This is a genomic window from Alteromonas halophila, from assembly GCF_014651815.1.
Classification (GTDB): Bacteria; Pseudomonadota; Gammaproteobacteria; order Enterobacterales; family Alteromonadaceae; genus Alteromonas; species Alteromonas halophila.
In genome coordinates this window covers 322,338-339,143 of sequence record NZ_BMXP01000001.1, presented here as the reverse complement: position 1 = coordinate 339,143, position 16,806 = coordinate 322,338, and the positions used below count along the sequence as shown (strand labels likewise).

13 protein-coding genes are annotated in these 16,806 nt (G+C 50.4%); 12 read left to right on the top strand and 1 reads right to left on the bottom strand.

Annotated features, from left to right (window positions below):
• Positions 1 to 75: 75 nt before the first annotated feature.
• From IE054_RS01555 to IE054_RS01510, 10 genes are all read left to right on the top strand, one after another.
• Positions 76 to 1,944, top strand: a complete 1,869-nt coding sequence (locus IE054_RS01555; protein WP_189403326.1) for a DUF885 domain-containing protein — start codon at positions 76 to 78, stop codon at positions 1,942 to 1,944.
• A 54-nt stretch (positions 1,945 to 1,998) separates the two neighbouring features.
• The gene (locus tag IE054_RS01550) at positions 1,999 to 2,556 is read left to right on the top strand and encodes a sigma-70 family RNA polymerase sigma factor (protein ID WP_189403325.1); all 558 of its coding nucleotides are present in this window, start codon (positions 1,999 to 2,001) and stop codon (positions 2,554 to 2,556) included.
• On the top strand, positions 2,549 to 3,253 hold the full coding sequence (locus IE054_RS01545; RefSeq protein WP_189403324.1) for a DUF3379 family protein: 705 nt from the start codon (positions 2,549 to 2,551) through the stop codon (positions 3,251 to 3,253). Before IE054_RS01550 ends, IE054_RS01545 begins: the two co-directional genes overlap by 8 nt.
• Before the next feature lie 294 nt (positions 3,254 to 3,547).
• Positions 3,548 to 5,038 (top strand): sodium/proline symporter PutP, encoded by a 1,491-nt coding sequence (gene putP / locus IE054_RS01540; protein WP_189403323.1) that lies wholly within the window; start codon positions 3,548 to 3,550, stop codon positions 5,036 to 5,038.
• Between the two features lie 292 nt (positions 5,039 to 5,330).
• Positions 5,331 to 6,245, top strand: coding sequence for a sulfate adenylyltransferase subunit CysD (gene cysD, locus IE054_RS01535; protein ID WP_189403322.1), 915 nt, complete (start codon positions 5,331 to 5,333; stop codon positions 6,243 to 6,245).
• On the top strand, positions 6,245 to 6,838 hold the full coding sequence (gene cysC, locus IE054_RS01530; RefSeq protein WP_189403321.1) for an adenylyl-sulfate kinase: 594 nt from the start codon (positions 6,245 to 6,247) through the stop codon (positions 6,836 to 6,838). Before cysD ends, cysC begins: the two co-directional genes overlap by 1 nt.
• Positions 6,829 to 7,626, top strand: a complete 798-nt coding sequence (cysQ, locus tag IE054_RS01525) for a 3'(2'),5'-bisphosphate nucleotidase CysQ (RefSeq protein WP_373293795.1) — start codon at positions 6,829 to 6,831, stop codon at positions 7,624 to 7,626. Before cysC ends, cysQ begins: the two co-directional genes overlap by 10 nt.
• A gap of 2 nt (positions 7,627 to 7,628) precedes the next feature.
• Positions 7,629 to 9,044 carry a sulfate adenylyltransferase subunit CysN gene (cysN, locus tag IE054_RS01520; protein ID WP_189403319.1) on the top strand — a complete coding sequence of 472 codons (1,416 nt, stop codon included), beginning with the start codon at positions 7,629 to 7,631 and terminating at the stop codon, positions 9,042 to 9,044.
• A 17-nt stretch (positions 9,045 to 9,061) separates the two neighbouring features.
• On the top strand, positions 9,062 to 10,792 hold the full coding sequence (locus tag IE054_RS01515) for an SLC13 family permease (RefSeq protein ID WP_189403318.1): 1,731 nt from the start codon (positions 9,062 to 9,064) through the stop codon (positions 10,790 to 10,792).
• A gap of 239 nt (positions 10,793 to 11,031) precedes the next feature.
• Positions 11,032 to 11,736, top strand: coding sequence for a Yip1 family protein (locus IE054_RS01510; RefSeq protein ID WP_189403317.1), 705 nt, complete (start codon positions 11,032 to 11,034; stop codon positions 11,734 to 11,736).
• Between the two features lie 133 nt (positions 11,737 to 11,869).
• On the opposite strand, the gene IE054_RS01505 is transcribed toward IE054_RS01510, so the two are convergent.
• Positions 11,870 to 12,739: a DUF3025 domain-containing protein gene (locus IE054_RS01505; RefSeq protein WP_189403316.1), complete on the bottom strand. Its 870-nt coding sequence runs from the start codon at positions 12,737 to 12,739 to the stop codon at positions 11,870 to 11,872.
• Between the two features lie 70 nt (positions 12,740 to 12,809).
• Here IE054_RS01505 and IE054_RS01500 point away from each other — a divergent pair, with 70 nt between their 5' ends.
• Both IE054_RS01500 and asnB read left to right on the top strand, forming a co-directional pair.
• A complete protein-coding gene (locus IE054_RS01500; RefSeq protein ID WP_189403315.1) occupies positions 12,810 to 14,480 on the top strand; it encodes a M28 family metallopeptidase in 1,671 nt (556 codons plus the stop codon).
• 641 nt (positions 14,481 to 15,121) lie between these two features.
• A complete protein-coding gene (asnB, locus tag IE054_RS01495) occupies positions 15,122 to 16,795 on the top strand; it encodes an asparagine synthase B (protein WP_189403314.1) in 1,674 nt (557 codons plus the stop codon).
• Positions 16,796 to 16,806 lie beyond the last annotated feature (11 nt).

Genomic DNA, 16,806 nt, shown 5'->3' with positions numbered 1-16,806 from the left:
TAACCTGTGAAGGCAGAGGCGAATGTGCCTGCATGCTCGTCTGTTCCTTGCGCTATCACAAAAACAGGAGACACAATGAAAGCATTTTGGAAACTTACCCCGGTCGCGCTGGCGCTGACGGGTGTCATGGCCTGCTCACCTGCCAATGACAACGCTTCATCCACAGCCCCTCAGGCTGAGCAGACATCGACACAGGCAGCATCCGAGCAATCAGCCCGCACAGAGTCCGAACGTGTTAACGCATTTTTTGAGCGAACGTTTAAAGAGGATCTTGAACGCTCGCCCCTGTTCCAGAGTTACCTGGGCATTAAATGGAACTATGGTGAATGGGATGAGGTGACCGAAGCGTCAAAAGACAAAGCGATAGCCATGGCAAAAAACCGCCTGGAAACCATTGAAACGTTCGACACTGACAAGCTCAGCGAGCAGGAGAAACTAAGTCTGCGGCTGTTCAAACTGGGGATTGAGCGTGATCTGGCTAACGATAAGTTCCGCCACCACAGTTATGTCGTTCATCAGTTTCGTGCGGCGCACACCATGGTTCCAAGCTTTCTGATCAACATTCATAGTGTGAGTGACAAATCCGATGCTCAGGCGTACATCAGTCGGCTGGACAAAGTCGACACATTGTTTGATCAGGTTATCGATCAAATGCGATTGCGCGAAGAAAAAGGCGTGTTTCCGCCAGACTGGTCCTACGACCAGATGATCGAAGCATCACAGAATGTCATTTCAGGTGCACCGTTTGACACCAGTGACACCCCTTCCACCATCTGGAAGGATTTTCAGAACAAGGTCGATAACCTGGAAATTGAAAGTGTTGAGAAAGATGCCCTGAAAGAAGAAGCCAAAGCTGCGTTACTGACCTCAGTAAAACCCGCGTATAATGACTTTATCGACGAGCTCAGGCATCAGGCAGAACTGACCCCGGAAGGTGACGGTGTGTGGCGGCTTCCTGACGCAGAGGCCTGGTATCAAAACCGACTGAACTGGTTTACAACTACCGACCTGACCGCAGACGAAGTGCACCAGATTGGCCTTGAAAACGTTGAGCGTATCCATAACGCCATGCGCGATATTATGGAGCAGGTTGAGTTTGACGGGGATTTGGCTGCGTTCTTTGAATTTATGCGCGAAGACGAGCAATTCTACTATGCCAATACCGCTGAAGGTCGCGAGAAGTACCTGTCGGAAGCAAAACGCGTTATCGATGAAATGCGTGAGGCCATTCCGGATTACTTTGGAATTCTGCCGGAAGCGCCGATGGTCGTAAAACGGGTGGAAGCATTCCGTGAAAAGTCGGCAGGAAAAGCCTTTTACCAGAGCCCTGCACAGGACGGCAGCCGGCCGGGTATCTACTACGCCAACCTTTATAATATGAAGGACATGCCAACCTATCAACTTGAAGCGCTGGCGTATCATGAAGGGATCCCGGGGCACCATATGCAGCGTGCTATCGCGCAGGAGTTAGAGGGTGTGCCTCAGTTCCAGAAATTCCTGAGCTTTACCGCCTATACGGAGGGCTGGGGACTGTATTCAGAAGAGCTGGCCAAGGATATGGGTTTTTATGAAGATCCTTACTCTGACTTTGGACGCCTGGCCATGGAGTTATGGCGTGCCTGCCGACTGGTAGTGGACACCGGGATCCATTCGAAAAAATGGACACGCGAAGAAGCTATTGAGTATCTTATCGACAACACGCCGAATCCGAAAAATGACTCGGTTAAGGCTATCGAGCGCTATATCGCGATGCCAGGCCAGGCTACAGCCTATATGATCGGCAAACTTAAAATCATGGCACTGCGTGATAAAGCCCAAAAAGAACTTGGTGATGACTTTTCCTGGCAGGGTTTCCATGACGAAGTACTGCGCTATGGTCCGGTTCCTTTGTCGATGCTGGAAGAAAACATCGATAACTGGATAGCCCAGGTTAAAGAACAATAAATAAAAAATGATGAGTGTGAGGAAGCGGTTAAGGTCAGCTTAGCCGCTTTTTTTATGTTTAAACGAAAGAAAACAGTGGATACGCAGGTCTTACCCTATATGAAATCAAAACAGCGACGCTACGAGGCGTTGGTGCACGCGTTTCATGCCGATATTTACCGTTATGCCTATTGGCTGATTAAAGACAAAGCCGTAGCTGAAGATATTGTGCAGGAAACTTTTTTGCGGGCCTGGCGATCACTCGATTCACTCAAAGACAACCAGGCCGCGAAAGCCTGGCTGATTACTATTTTACGCCGGGAAAACGCCCGCCGCTTTGAACGCAAGCAATTTGACACCGTCGACATTGAAGATGTCAGCGTGTTTGATGAGACCATGTCCGCCGAACAGGAAGTCCAGCAGCGTGAGCTGCGGCGTCTGCTGGCGTCACTGAGCGAGGAGTACCGGGAGCCATTAATTTTACAGCTGGTATTCGGATTGAGTGGTGAAGAAATTGCTGCACAGCTAAACCTTAATAAAAATACCGTGATGACACGGTTATTTCGTGCCCGTAATCAGTTGCGGGAATCGCTTGAAAAAGATGACGCATTGCGAGGTCGACACAATGGATGAATTAGAATTTCGGCGTCGTGTCTACGCCAATCCAGACACGACCGACGCAGAAGTAGTGAAAGCAGCCCAGCAAGATCCGGGTAAGCGGGCATTCTGGAATGAACAGAAAAAACTCGACCGTGACCTTAAGCAAGCGGCAAAGGTAGAGATACCGGATGATCTGGCACATAAACTAATCTGGCAGCAGTCAGCGTATGAGTTTGCCAGACACAAACGTCGTAGTCGCTGGTACATGGCACTGGCGGCTTCACTGGCCTTTACCATAGGCCTTAGTTTTACACTTTTTACCCGACAGCCTCTTAATCTGGGCAATGAGGTGCTGGCGCACATGGTGTATGCAGAAGATGAACAGGCCCACTCTGCAGTGCCTGTCGATCTGCGTCAGGTTAACGCTAAACTGGCCAGTTTTGGGGCCAGTTTCACAGACATGATTGGCGATGTAGAAGTTGTTAACTACTGTCATCTGCAAAGCGTGCGTAGTCTGCACCTGATTTTAAATACCCAGCAAGGCAAAATGTCGGTGTTTGTGGTGCCGAATCGCGACGATATAAGTCTCCCCGACAATTTTGCCGATGACCGTTATCATGGTCAGGGCGTGCATATGCAACGCGCCAGCATCATGGTAGTTGGCCATAAAAACGCAAATCTGCTGCCCATGCTCGATAACGTGAAACAGCGTATTCAGTTTTCTACCTGAGCACCATCCTGCGCGTAACAGGCTGTGTTCGCCCGCCAGTTCAGGGCGGACACGGCTTTTTCTATACGCCTGACAATCCTATTGTTGTCTTTTTAAGTATTAATCCCAAAGGCAGGCACAGACCTGCCATAAAATAAAAAAAGCGCGACGCCGTCTGTTAACTTTCGGGGTCAGACATTGCTTTGTGTACACAGGATAACGTGTCTTTTACCGGTCTCTGCGCGAATTGCCTGTCGTCCGTAGAGACTTCCGGACGTTCCTGTTAGCATGAAACAAAAAACAAGGGAAAATCATATGGCAACAGGTACGATAATTTCGTTGGCACTTTATTTTGTGGTGATGCTGGGCATTGGGCTTTTTGCTTACCGGCAAACCGATACCAACGTTGAGGGATATATGCTTGGCGGGCGTCAGCTTGGTCCGGCAGTAACCGCACTCTCGGCTGGTGCATCTGATATGAGTGGCTGGATGCTCATGGGACTCCCCGGCGCCATGTATGTGCAGGGCATATCAGCCGGCTGGATTGCAGTGGGGCTGGTCATTGGTGCGTTAGCGAATTACCTTCTGGTAGCGCCACGGCTGCGGGTATTTACTGAAGTCGCTAAAAATTCCATTACCATTCCGGATTACTTTGAAAACCGCTTTGCAGACGATTCACGGGCACTCAGGATCATCGCCTCAGTCGTGATTGTAATCTTCTTTACGTTGTACACCTCATCAGGCGTTGTTGCCGGCGGCAAGTTATTTGAAAGCTCATTTGGATTAAGCTACGAAGTTGGCCTGTACGTAACGGCTGGTGTGGTCGTGGCTTACACGCTGATTGGCGGCTTTATGGCGGTCAGTATGACGGACTTTGTACAGGGCTGTATCATGTTTATCGCGCTGGTCATGGTGCCAATTGTGGTGGTGATGGAACTGGGTGGACTGAACGAATCAGTGGCTTCACTTAAAAATATCGACCCTGCACTGTTTCAACCCTTTACCAATGCAGATACCGGCGAAGCGATCACCTTTATTGGCGTGATATCTTTAGCTTCCTGGGGCATCGGCTATTTTGGTCAGCCGCATATCATCGTGCGCTTCATGGCTATTCGCACAGTGAAAGATGTAAAAAAAGCCCGCAATATCGGCATGACCTGGATGATTGTCTCGATTATTGGTGCATTGATGACCGGGCTGTTTGGCCTTGCCTACGTCACCGGCAATAATAATTCCATTGACCCGGAAACCGTCTTTATCTATCTGTCTCAGATCCTCTTCCATCCGCTTATTGGCGGTTTCCTGCTCGCCGCCATTCTGGCAGCCATTATGAGTACTATTTCCTCGCAGCTGCTGGTGACATCCAGCTCACTGACCAGCGACTTTTACCAGGCATTCCTGCGCCGCAATGCGTCAGACACAGAACTGGTGATCGCCGGCCGGGTTTCCGTCGTAGTGGTTGCGCTGGTAGCAATTTATCTGGCTTATGATCGCGACAGTACGATTTTAGAGCTGGTTAGTAATGCGTGGGCCGGATTTGGGGCAGCCTTTGGGCCGCTGGTCATCTTTAGCCTGTTTAAGCGCAACATGACCCGCCGTGCGGCGCTCGGTGGCATGATTGTGGGTGCGGTAACCGTACTGATTTGGCTGTACTTTGAGTTAGGCGGCTGGATGTACGAAATTGTACCCGGCTTCATCTTATCGAGCATCACTATCATCGTACTAAGTAAGTTCGGTAAGCCTCGCGAAGGTGTTGAAGATACCTTTGACGCCTTCCAGCAAAAAATGAAAGAAGAGTTGCATTAATAGATAATGCAAACCCAAAAAAACGCGCCGGAAAGTGGCGCGTTTTTTTATGATTGCGGTCTGTTGTATTGACGCACTGGCTGCCATAACTCGACCTTTTCTTAATGATCAGTAAGTTAACCATGCCCGTAAGAGTGGCAGTTACTGACGCAGTAAAGGCCAGTATTACTTATGCCAGAACGCCGCTATCCAGTTATGTAAAATACGAAAATTGCATATAGCGGACGAAGTCAAATATGATACTCTTCTAATCATATAATTGTTTCATCTATCTCTTTCATCGGATACGAAAATGACTGATACCATCCCGTCGACGACACACCTTAAACAGCTAGAAGCTGAAAGCATTCAAATTTTCAGGGAAGTTGCCGCTGAATTTGATAATCCGGTCATGCTTTACTCGGTTGGCAAGGATTCATCGGTGCTTCTGCATCTGGCACGAAAAGCGTTTGCCCCCGGCAAAATTCCGTTCCCACTGCTGCACGTAGACACCACCTGGAAATTCCAGGAAATGATTGAATTTCGTGACCGCCAGGCCGAGAAGTACGGCTTTGACTTGCTGGTTCACATCAATCAGGAAGGCGTAGAGCAAGGCGTTGGTCCCTTTACTCACGGCAGTGCCAAGCACACGGACATTATGAAAACCGCGTCGCTGAAACAGGCCCTCAACAAATACAAGTTCGACGCTGCGTTCGGCGGAGCCCGGCGCGACGAAGAAAAATCCCGGGCCAAAGAACGGGTATACTCTTTCCGTGACAGCAATCACCGGTGGGATCCAAAAAACCAGCGCCCTGAGTTGTGGAATATCTATAACTCGCAGGTCAACAAAGGGGAAAGCATCCGTGTGTTCCCAATGTCGAACTGGACAGAGCTGGATATCTGGCAATATATCTACTTAGAAAATATTGATATTCCGTCCTTGTACCTGGCCAAACCACGCCCCGTTGTTGAACGCGATGGTGTGCTGATTATGGTGGATGATGACCGCATGCCGCTGGAAGACGGCGAGAAACCAGAAATGCGTTCTGTGCGGTTCCGTACGCTTGGTTGCTACCCGCTGACCGGCGCCGTTGAGTCTGAAGCCAATACCCTGCCGGATGTTATTCAGGAAATGCTGCTGACCAAAACGTCCGAACGCCAGGGCCGGGTCATTGACCATGACAGCGCCGGTTCCATGGAGAAAAAGAAAATGGAAGGGTACTTCTAATGACCAGCAACGTCGTGTGGCATCAGCATGAGGTCAATAAGCAAACCCGGGCTGACAGCCTGAAACAGGCGCCCCGGGTACTCTGGCTGACTGGCCTGAGTGGCTCAGGTAAATCGACCCTCGCAAACCTGCTGGAAAAAAAGCTGTTTGAACAGGGTAAACATACCTACCTGCTGGACGGTGACAATATTCGTCACGGCCTGTGTGGCGACTTAGGCTTTAGTGACAAGGATCGCGTTGAAAACATCCGCCGTATCAGCGAGGTTGCCAAGTTATTTGTCGATGCGGGTAATATTGTGCTCACCGCATTTATTTCACCATTTCAGGCCGATCGCGATTATTGCCGGAAGCTGCTTGATGACAATGAGTTTGTAGAAGTGTATGTGGATACACCGCTGGCCGTGTGTGAGCAACGTGATCCCAAGGGCTTATATAAGAAAGCCCGCAGTGGTGAAATTAAAGACTTCACCGGTATTGACTCAACGTACGAGGCGCCTGCATCGCCTGAAATTCACCTGACCTATCAGGATGAAACACCAGAAGCGACGGCTGAGCGTCTGTTTGAGCTATTAAAATCGAAAGGATGGGTGTAATGGCCTTAAAAGATGCACTGACTGAAAATGTGCTAAAGATCGCCAAAACCGCCGGCGACGCCATCATGGATATTTACAGGAAAGATGTTGCGGTATACGAAAAACAGGACACCAGCCCGCTGACAGAAGCGGACCTGGCTGCCCATAACATTATTGTTGAAGGTCTGAAGAGTTTGTCAGATCTGCCAATTTTGTCTGAAGAATCCGCCGATATCAGTTGGAATGAGCGCCAGCAATGGCAGCGCTACTGGCTGGTCGATCCGCTGGATGGCACCAAAGAGTTCATCAAGAAAAATGGCGAGTTCACGGTGAATATCGCGCTGATTGATAACGGTAAACCCGTCATGGGTGTGGTCTATGCGCCCGCCCTTGAAAAATCATACATAGGCATTGTTGGTGAAGGCGCCTGGAGTGAAAGTAAGGGCGAAATGACCCCGATTAAGGCACGCAAGCATCAGCCAGGCGACACCTGGAAAGTGGTCGGCAGCCGCTCGCACCAAAGCCCTGAAATTCAAAAGTTACTGGCCGAACTGGATGGCGAAACCGAACTGGTTGCCATGGGCAGTTCGTTAAAATTATGCCTGGTTGCTGAAGGTCAAGCGCACCTTTATCCCCGCCTCGGCCCGACCTCAGAGTGGGACACGGGCGCTGCGCATGCTGTGGCACTCGCCGCAGGTGCAAATGTTACCGTACTGGATCCGCAGGCGCCGCTGGCATCCGATGCCCAGCCGCTGACCTACAACCAGGAAGAATCTGTGTTAAACCCATATTTCCTTGTGAGCGCATAAGCATGAATAGCGAAAACACTTTATTACAGCAGGACATCCTGTCCTACCTTGAGCAACATGAAAAGAAAGATCTGCTGCGCTTTTTAACTTGCGGCAGCGTAGATGACGGTAAAAGTACACTCATCGGTCGATTGTTACACGACTCGAAAATGATTTACGAAGATCAGCTTGCGGCGGTCACCAAAGACAGCAAGAAAATGGGCACGACCGGCGAAAAAGTCGATTTAGCGCTGCTGGTTGATGGTCTTCAGTCAGAACGCGAGCAAGGGATCACCATTGACGTTGCTTACCGCTACTTCTCAACTGACAAGCGTAAATTTATCATTGCCGATACCCCGGGGCATGAGCAGTATACGCGCAACATGGTGACGGGCGCATCAACCTGTGACCTGGCGATTATCCTGGTCGACGCCCGCGGCGGCGTAAAGGTTCAGACCAAGCGTCACTCGTTTTTGTGCTCATTGCTCGGCATTAAACACGTGGTTGTAGCGATCAATAAAATGGATCTGATGGACTACTCCGAAGAGGTGTATAACGAGATCCGCGAAGACTACCTGGAATTTGCCAAGCAACTGAATATTCCGGACATTCGGTTTGTTCCCATTTCTGCACTGGATGGCGACAATGTCGTCAACAAAAGTGAAAATACGCCCTGGTTTGACGGCACACCATTAATGCAGTTGCTTGAGACCATTGAAATTGGCGATGATGCCAACCACGATGATTTCCGCTTCCCGGTACAGTATGTAAACCGTCCAAACCTTGATTTCCGCGGCTTTGCCGGTACCGTAGTGTCTGGACAGATTGCCCCCGGTGACGCCGTCACCGCCCTGCCGTCTGGCAAGACCTCCAAAGTAAAAGCGGTGGTCAGTTTCGAAGGTGAGCAGGAGCGCGCGTTTGTACCGCAGGCCACTACCCTGACGCTGGAAGACGAAATCGACATCTCGCGCGGCGATATGATCGTTAAATCGGACAATCTGCCGTTGTTGTCAACGCAGTTTAGAACGCACCTGGTGTGGATGTCAGAAGAACCGCTGATGCCCAACAAGCAGTACAACTTTAAATTTGCGACTAAGACAACGTCCGGCACGGTAGCCCATATCGACCATCAGATTGACGTCAATACCCTTAAAGAAACAGATGCAATGCACCTGAATTTAAATGAGATTGGCGTGGTAGATGTGAAGTTTACGCAGGAAGTTGCCTGCGACCCGTACCGTAAAAATCCGGCAACCGGCGCGTTCATCGTCATTGATCGCCTGACCAATGGTACCGTAGGCGCCGGAATGATCATCGATGCGCTGGATAAAGATGCACAGCACGCGTCCGCGCACTTCTCAGAATTTGAGCTTGAGTTCAATGAGTTGGTGCGTAAGCATTTCCCACACTGGAACGCAGTGGATATTAGCAAGCTGTAATATCGCAAAGGGCGTATATGGACATTAACCAGATCCTGGTGCTGGGGATCTTCTTTAGCACCATACTGGCGCTGGTTTTTTCCAGTCAGCGCCCTTCTTCTGTTTTTGCACTGGCCGTACTGAGTTTGCTGCTTACTCAGCAACTTTCACTTGAGGCAGTGCTCCTTAACCTGACCAATAAAGGCCTTATTACGCTGGTATTATTGCTGCTGGTCAGTAGCGCCATCGACAAAACCGCACTTATAAAACGTCTCGGCCGTAAGCTGGTAACGGCCAGCTTCAGTGCGTCGTACTGGCGCATGTTTTTTCTGACCTTTAGTTCCTCTGCTCTTCTAAACAATACAGCGATTGTGGCGGCGCTGATAGGCCCGATAAAGCAAAACCAGCACCACCTCGCCTCACGGCTGCTTATTCCGCTGTCCTTTGCCGCCATCCTTGGTGGTACCGTGACACTGATAGGTACCTCCACCAACCTGATCGTCGATAGCTTTTTGCAGGAGCATGGACACCCAGGGTTTAATTTCTGGGATTTTACCCTTTACGGGCTAATTGCTGGCCTGGCCTGTGGCGTATTGCTGTACTTTCTGACCCCCCTGCTGCCACAGATTAAAAACAAGCAGGACAGGTACCGTGAGTATATGGTGGAAGCGGATGTCGAACCCGGCTCAGAACTAATTGGTAAAACCGTGGAGGAAAACCACTTACGAAATCTGCCGGAGTTATTTTTGCTTGAAATCGTGCGCGAAGGACAACTTATCTCTCCGGTGACACCCGATTTAATCATCATGGAGCACGATAAACTGATTTTCTCAGGCAACGTAGAGAAGCTTGATGGTCTGAGCCATATCAAGGGGCTGACTACGTTTGCCGAAGCCGACGGCATTATGCGCGAGAACCTGACGGAAGTGCTGGTATCAAACCGGGCACAGATCATTGGGCAGTCCATTAAAAAGCTGGGGTTTCGGGCGCTCTTCGACGCTGCAGTCGTCGCCATTCGTCGCGATGGTGAGCAGTTGTCTGGTAAGCTCGGGGAGATCAGCTTAAAAGCCGGCGACTTTCTGCTGCTGGCAGTCGGGCCTGATTTCCAGGCACGCCAGAATGTCAGTAAGAACTTCTTTGTATTGTCAGAGCAAAAGATTTCCCGCCCCTTATCGGTGCGACAGGAGTGGATAACTCTGGGCGGCTTTCTGGCAACAGTAGCACTGGCTGCGGCCAATATTATTTCACTGGCCGTAGGCCTGCTGTTTTTTGCAGCAATACTGGTGGCCTTCAGGGTAAGTTCTAATGCAGAAATTAAACGCAATCTGCCGCTTAATCTTATTGTTGTGGTTGCTGGCGCACTGAGTCTTGCAACCGCGCTGGAGCAGTCCGGTGTGATCGCGCTGACTACCACTCTACTGTTGCCGTACCTATCGGGTACCGACTGGTTTATTGCGCTGGTTGTGGTGTATCTGGCGACTGTGCTGCTGACCGAATTTGTCACCAACAATGCCGCTGCGGCACTGATGTTTCCATTCGCTTACGGACTAGTTGAAATCATTGGCGCACCGCTTATGCCTTTTGCCCTGGCCGTGGCGTTCGCCGCCAGTGCCAGTTTCATTTCGCCGTTTGGCTACCAGACCAACCTGCTGGTATTTAATGCCGCAAACTACCGGTTCAGTCATTTTGCCCGTATCGGCTTACCGGTTTCACTACTTTACAGCACAATTGTGTTAATTTTGCTGGATATTACCTACCTGCAGGGATAACCGACCTGTATGCACGTGGCCGGACCAACGTATTGTCCGGCCAGCCACGTCGTGCTACACCATCAGCATGCAGAGGCCGACTTTCCACACTGCTGCAGTCCGCCAAGGTTACTCATGTAACGTTTAGAAACACTTTAAATGATAAACACATACTGTACGGCAAGGGCTTTTCACCGTACTCTATCATCCATCAATGATTTACGCTTCCTGACAGGGATCCCTGATAACAAGGAGAACAAATGCATCAGGTAACCAACCCACTCCAGGCCTGCAACGATATATTCTTTAAACCAAACGGTGTTTTTCATGCCATCGGTGAAAAGGATAACTGGTCCTGGCTTCCATTCTTTATCGTCACCATCATGGCTGCACTGCCCGCTTATCTGTATTTCAATGCAGTAGACATAAGCTGGTATCAGGATATGGTCATCAGTAATCAGTACGGTGAACTCAGCCCAGCCGAGCAGGATCAGTACCGACAGGGAATGACCCGTACGGCCATGACCGCTTTCGCTCTGATTGGGACCGTGGTTGGTTTGCTGGTCATCAATGCCATCATCGCTGTTTACCTGAACCTGGTAAGTCGCAACGATGAAGATTGCGTACACGGATTCACAGACTGGTTTGGATTTACGTGGTGGACCGGCATGCCAGTTGTGGTTAACAGCCTGATTGCGGTCGTACTTTTACTGGTCGCAGACGGTTATCAAATCGACCCGGTTACGCTGGCTCCCTTATCACTGGCCTTCATTCTTGGTGCCGATATGAGCTCAGACTGGTTTGGTTTGCTACAAACGATACGCCTGGACATTATCTGGTCGGTTTACCTGACCATGGTAGGTGTGCGTCAGTGGACACGTTTTTCAAACCAGAAATCGGCCGTTATTGCGATTATCCCACTTGCCGTTATTCTTGGTATCTGGCTACTTGCCATTATCCTGTAAGATAACGCCCTGCCAGCGTCTGTGACCTTTAACTGCAAAGCCTGACTTGTACCTACGCATGTCAGGCCCCACCGGGAGACCACAGACTTGTCGAATAAGCGCGGGAACTAAGAGCATCCACCGGATGCCTTTTTTATGTTATCTCGGTAAGCGGTAACTGCGCCGTCTGAGGGGTTGAGGGGCGTTTCGGTCTGAAATATTCCTGATTGCCATAAAACGTCGTCGTCTGCGCGGTATGCCATCCAGGTACACCTAGCAAGGGTAGCGGCTTTAGGACATGTTGCTGCCCGAAATTTCCAAGTTGACCGATGCGCGTTTCCAGGGCTGCATCCAGCATTGCATACTGCGTGACTGCACTGCTATTCACATAATCATCGGGGACCACCACTGCCAGCCACTTTCCGGTCAGGCCAATAAAAGGCGATAACAGCATCTCCAGATTAGCGTGTCCGAATACGACAGGGTAAATAACCTGCTCCCATCGTGAGCGCTGCGTATACATCGCCTCAAGCCACTGGTGATCAGCTAATTCGCTCAGCAATGCGTTCGCCAGTGACAGTTTGCTGGCAGGCACCGCCAGCACCACACCGCATTCATCGAAATGCGTGACACGGTTGCGCCGCGGCGTACGCGGATGAGCGCCAACATCATTGATATCGTGCATATGAAGCCTGTTCAACAGGCCTTTGGAGCGCGGAAATTTAAGCCATATCAGCGCGTTAAATAAGTCGTGCCAGCTTTGTTCACGGGTAGGCACGCAATTATCCTGCGCAATAATTGCTTCGTAATAGCGGCGTTCGGCGGGATCAAGCGAGCCCTGATCAATAAAATCGGGGCCGCGCCAATTACCGTCATAAAGTTGTGAAGCGAGTGAATTTAGCCGTGAAGCATCAGGAAAGGCTGTGTCTGCCTGTAACCCGAAAGCCTGAAGAATATCGGACACCGGGGGGGCTGCCCCTTCTATGACTACGTCTGGCTGCCACTGGGTACGTTCTGAACTCATACTGCCTATTGGTTACTGCTTGCGTTTTCTCTATACTCAAACGCTAGTGTAAAGCAAACCGGGATAATAAATGAAAAAAATAATCGTGCCTTCAGTGCTTATGGCAGTAGCCGGACTTAGCGCCTGCAGCCCTGCCAGCGACCAGCAGGACACAAGCAAACCATCGACTGAAGTGGAAGTGGCCAGCGAGGTCAACAATTTCGATCAGGTCTACGCTGGCATAACCAGCGAAGACATCCGTGGTCCGTTAAAAACCCTGGCCTCTGATGAATTCGAAGGCCGTCTTCCCACCACCGAAGGCGAAGAAAAGACCCTCGACTTTCTGGTTAAATCCTTCAAGGAAGCGGGCCTGGAGCCAGGTAACGGTGACAGCTTTCTGCAAGAGGTTGAGCTGATGGAGATCACTGCCAGTCCCGACATGACACTGGCAATCGGTAACAATGAGTTTGCCTATAAAGATGACATGGTCGCTTCATCGAAGCGCGAACAGGACACAGTGGCATTGACTGACTCTGAACTGGTGTTCGTCGGCTACGGGGTCAACGCGCCGGAATACGGCTGGAACGACTATGAAGGTCTGGATGTAGAGGGTAAAACCGTAGTAATTCTGGTTAATGATCCCGGCTTCGAAAATCCGGACAGCGGCAAATTCCAGGGTACGACGATGACCTACTACGGTCGCTGGAGCTATAAGTACGAAGAAGCAAGTCGTCAGGGCGCCGCCGGCGCATTGATTGTGCATGAGACCGCACCGGCTTCCTACGGCTGGTCTGTGGTTGCCAATAGCTGGAGTGGTCCACAATACGGATTGGTTACTGCGGATAAAGGGCAGAGCCGTGTTGCCGTGGAAGGCTGGCTGACCCTGGATGCGGCCAAAAAAGTCTTTGCTGATGTCGGCATGAACTTCGACGAGCAGAAAGCAAAAGCACTTGAAGGGCCGTACAACCAGCCTATGGGGATCAAAGCGTCAGTGACCGTCAATAATACGTTTGAAAAGTCTAAAAGCTATAACGTATTAGCAACCGTGCCCGGTGCCGAACTGCCTGATGAGCATGTAATTTACACCTCACACTGGGATCACCTGGGCAAAGACACCAGTCTGGAAGGTGATCAGATTTATAACGGGGCCCATGATAATGCTACAGGTACCGCTGCCAGCTTAGTGATGGCACAGGCCTTTAGTGAACTGAACCCACGCCCTAAACGGTCGGTCTCATTTCTTATTGTGACCGCCGAAGAACAGGGCTTACTTGGCTCGAAGTACTATGCAGATCATCCGGTGATTCCGCTGGAGAAAACGGTCGCTAATATCAACATGGACGCCATGAATATCCTGGGTAAAACCAAAGATGTTGCGGTGGTCGGCATGGGTAAATCAGAACTTGAAGACTACCTTGAAGACGCTGCAAATCGTCAGGGCCGGACACTCACTCAGGAAGATCGGCCGGAGGCTGGCTATTATTACCGCTCCGATCACTTTAGCTTCGCCAAGAAGGGCGTACCAGCCTTGTACGCCGAAGGGGGCAGCACGCCAGCAGATGAGGAAACAGCAAAATATCGCAAGCGTATGAATGTGATTGTCACTGGCTGTTATCATCAGGTCTGCGATCAGTATCGCGAGAACTGGGATTTAAGCGGCATCGCTCAGGACACCCAACTTTTATTCGATGTCGGTGTTGGCGTAGCGAACGCAGATGAATGGCCAGCATGGTCTGAATCCAGTGAGTTTCAGCGTCAGTAACCCTGACACTGACAACGAAAGCCCGGCCACTGTGCCGGGCTTTTTGTTACTCAACTATGGACACCCACCTTTTCCTTGATGACCCACCGACGCAACTATGGACACCCACCATTCCCTTGATGACCCACCGACGCAACTATGGACACCCACCTTTTATTCGCAGCTTTTAGTGCCCGCCACTATGGACACCCACCTTCTCTTCGTTACTTTTTGGGTGCCATACACCGATGAAAAATAAGACTGGGCATTCACCTCCCACTATCTGACTGCGAGCCTGCCCCCCATCCGACTCCACCATGTATGCCCTCTTTATCCCTGTACCAGAAACGCTTCCCCCGCCTTGTAAGGAAATACGCCTGAATAAACATCAGTACGATAAGGAAAACTTCGCAGATAATCGGGGCGAGGCTGGATCTGCGGCGAAAGTTGACAATCCGGCAAGTGGTGGGTGTCCACATATGAAGATTGTGCTTGCATTTTTACTTCAGACTGGCACATTCAGTGTGTAGCGGGTAAACATAAACAGCGGGCCGCATTCGAGTCCGTAGAAAAAGAACAACAAACTCTCCGCTGTCTTTACGACAAACGACAGAAAAAATGCCTTTGTATTTTTCAACAAGTGACTAAAGAGAACCCGTACTATGTGTGGTATTTTCGGTATCCTTGATATCAAAACCGACGTGTCTGAGTTGCGCACGCAAGCGCTCGATCTGGCTAAACTGCTTCGTCATCGAGGCCCTGACTGGTCAGGGATTTGGAATAATGACACCACTATTTTGTGTCATGAGCGCCTCGCCATCGTAGATGTCGATACCGGTGCACAACCGCTGATAAGCCAAAGTGGTGATCAGGTGTTGGCGGTGAACGGCGAGATTTATAACCATAAAACGCTGGCAAGCGGATTGAGCACCAGCTATCCCTTCAAGACCCGCTCTGACTGTGAGGTCATTTTGCCGCTGTATCAGCAATATGGCCTGGAATTCGTGGATATGCTTGAAGGCATGTTCGCCTTTGTCTTGTACGACGAAAAGGAAGACGCTTACCTCATTGCCCGCGACCATATTGGCATTGTGCCGCTTTATACCGGTTACGACGAGCATGGTAACTTCTACGTCTCATCAGAAATGAAAGCGTTGGCACCTGTATGCAAAACGATCAGTGAGTTTCCTCCTGGTCACTTTCTGTGGAGTAAGACCGGTGAACTAACTCGTTATTATAAACGCGACTGGATGGACTATGATGCCGTCAGGGACAATCCAACCGATATGGAAGAACTGGGCGATGCGTTTGAGAAAGCAGTGAAGTCGCACATGATGTCAGACGTTCCCTATGCCGTATTGTTGTCCGGCGGGCTGGACTCCTCGTTAGTCTCTGCTGTTGCGGCAAAATTTGTGGCCAAACGTGTAGAAGATGAAGACAAATCCGATGCCTGGTGGCCACGACTACATAGTTTTGCTGTTGGTCTTGAAGGTGCTCCTGATTTGAAAGCAGCTCAACGTGTGGCGGACATGATTGGCACTGTACATCATGAGATCCACTTCACTATCCAGGAAGGCCTGGATGCCATACGTGACGTAATTTTCCACCTTGAAACCTACGACACGACAACGATTCGTGCTGCGACCCCCATGTATCTCATGACCCGTAAAATCAAGGCTATGGGGATTAAAATGGTGTTATCGGGCGAAGGCGCTGATGAAATTTTCGGGGGCTATCTGTATTTCCATAAAGCCCCGAACGCCAAAGAATTTCATGAAGAAACCGTACGCAAGCTGGACCGACTGCACATGTTTGACTGTGCCCGGGCCAATAAAGCCACGTCCGCCTGGGGTGTCGAAGCACGCGTGCCGTTTCTGGATAAGCGTTTTCTGGATGTTGCCATGCGCATCAACCCAGAGGATAAAATGTGTACTGAAGGGCGGATAGAAAAGTGGATCCTGCGCAAAGCCTTTGATAACGGTATGACATTACCCAAAGAAGTGTTGTGGCGCCAGAAAGAGCAGTTTGGTGACGGTGTGGGTTACTCCTGGATTGACTCTATCCGCGACTTCGTTGATGCAGAGGTTAGCGAGCAACAGCTTTCTACAGCGGAGTTCCGGTTTCCACACAATACCCCGGATACCAAAGAAGGTTACTACTACCGCAGCATTTTCGAAGCGTATTTCCCTCAGGAGAGCGCCGCGCGCTGTGTACCCGGCGGAAAGTCAATCGCCTGCAGCACTGCTGAAGCCCTTGAGTGGGATGAGAGTTTCAAAACCAACGCCGACCCATCGGGCCGCTCAATGAAAGGTGTGCATTCAGGCGAGAGCAACTAAACACTAAACCT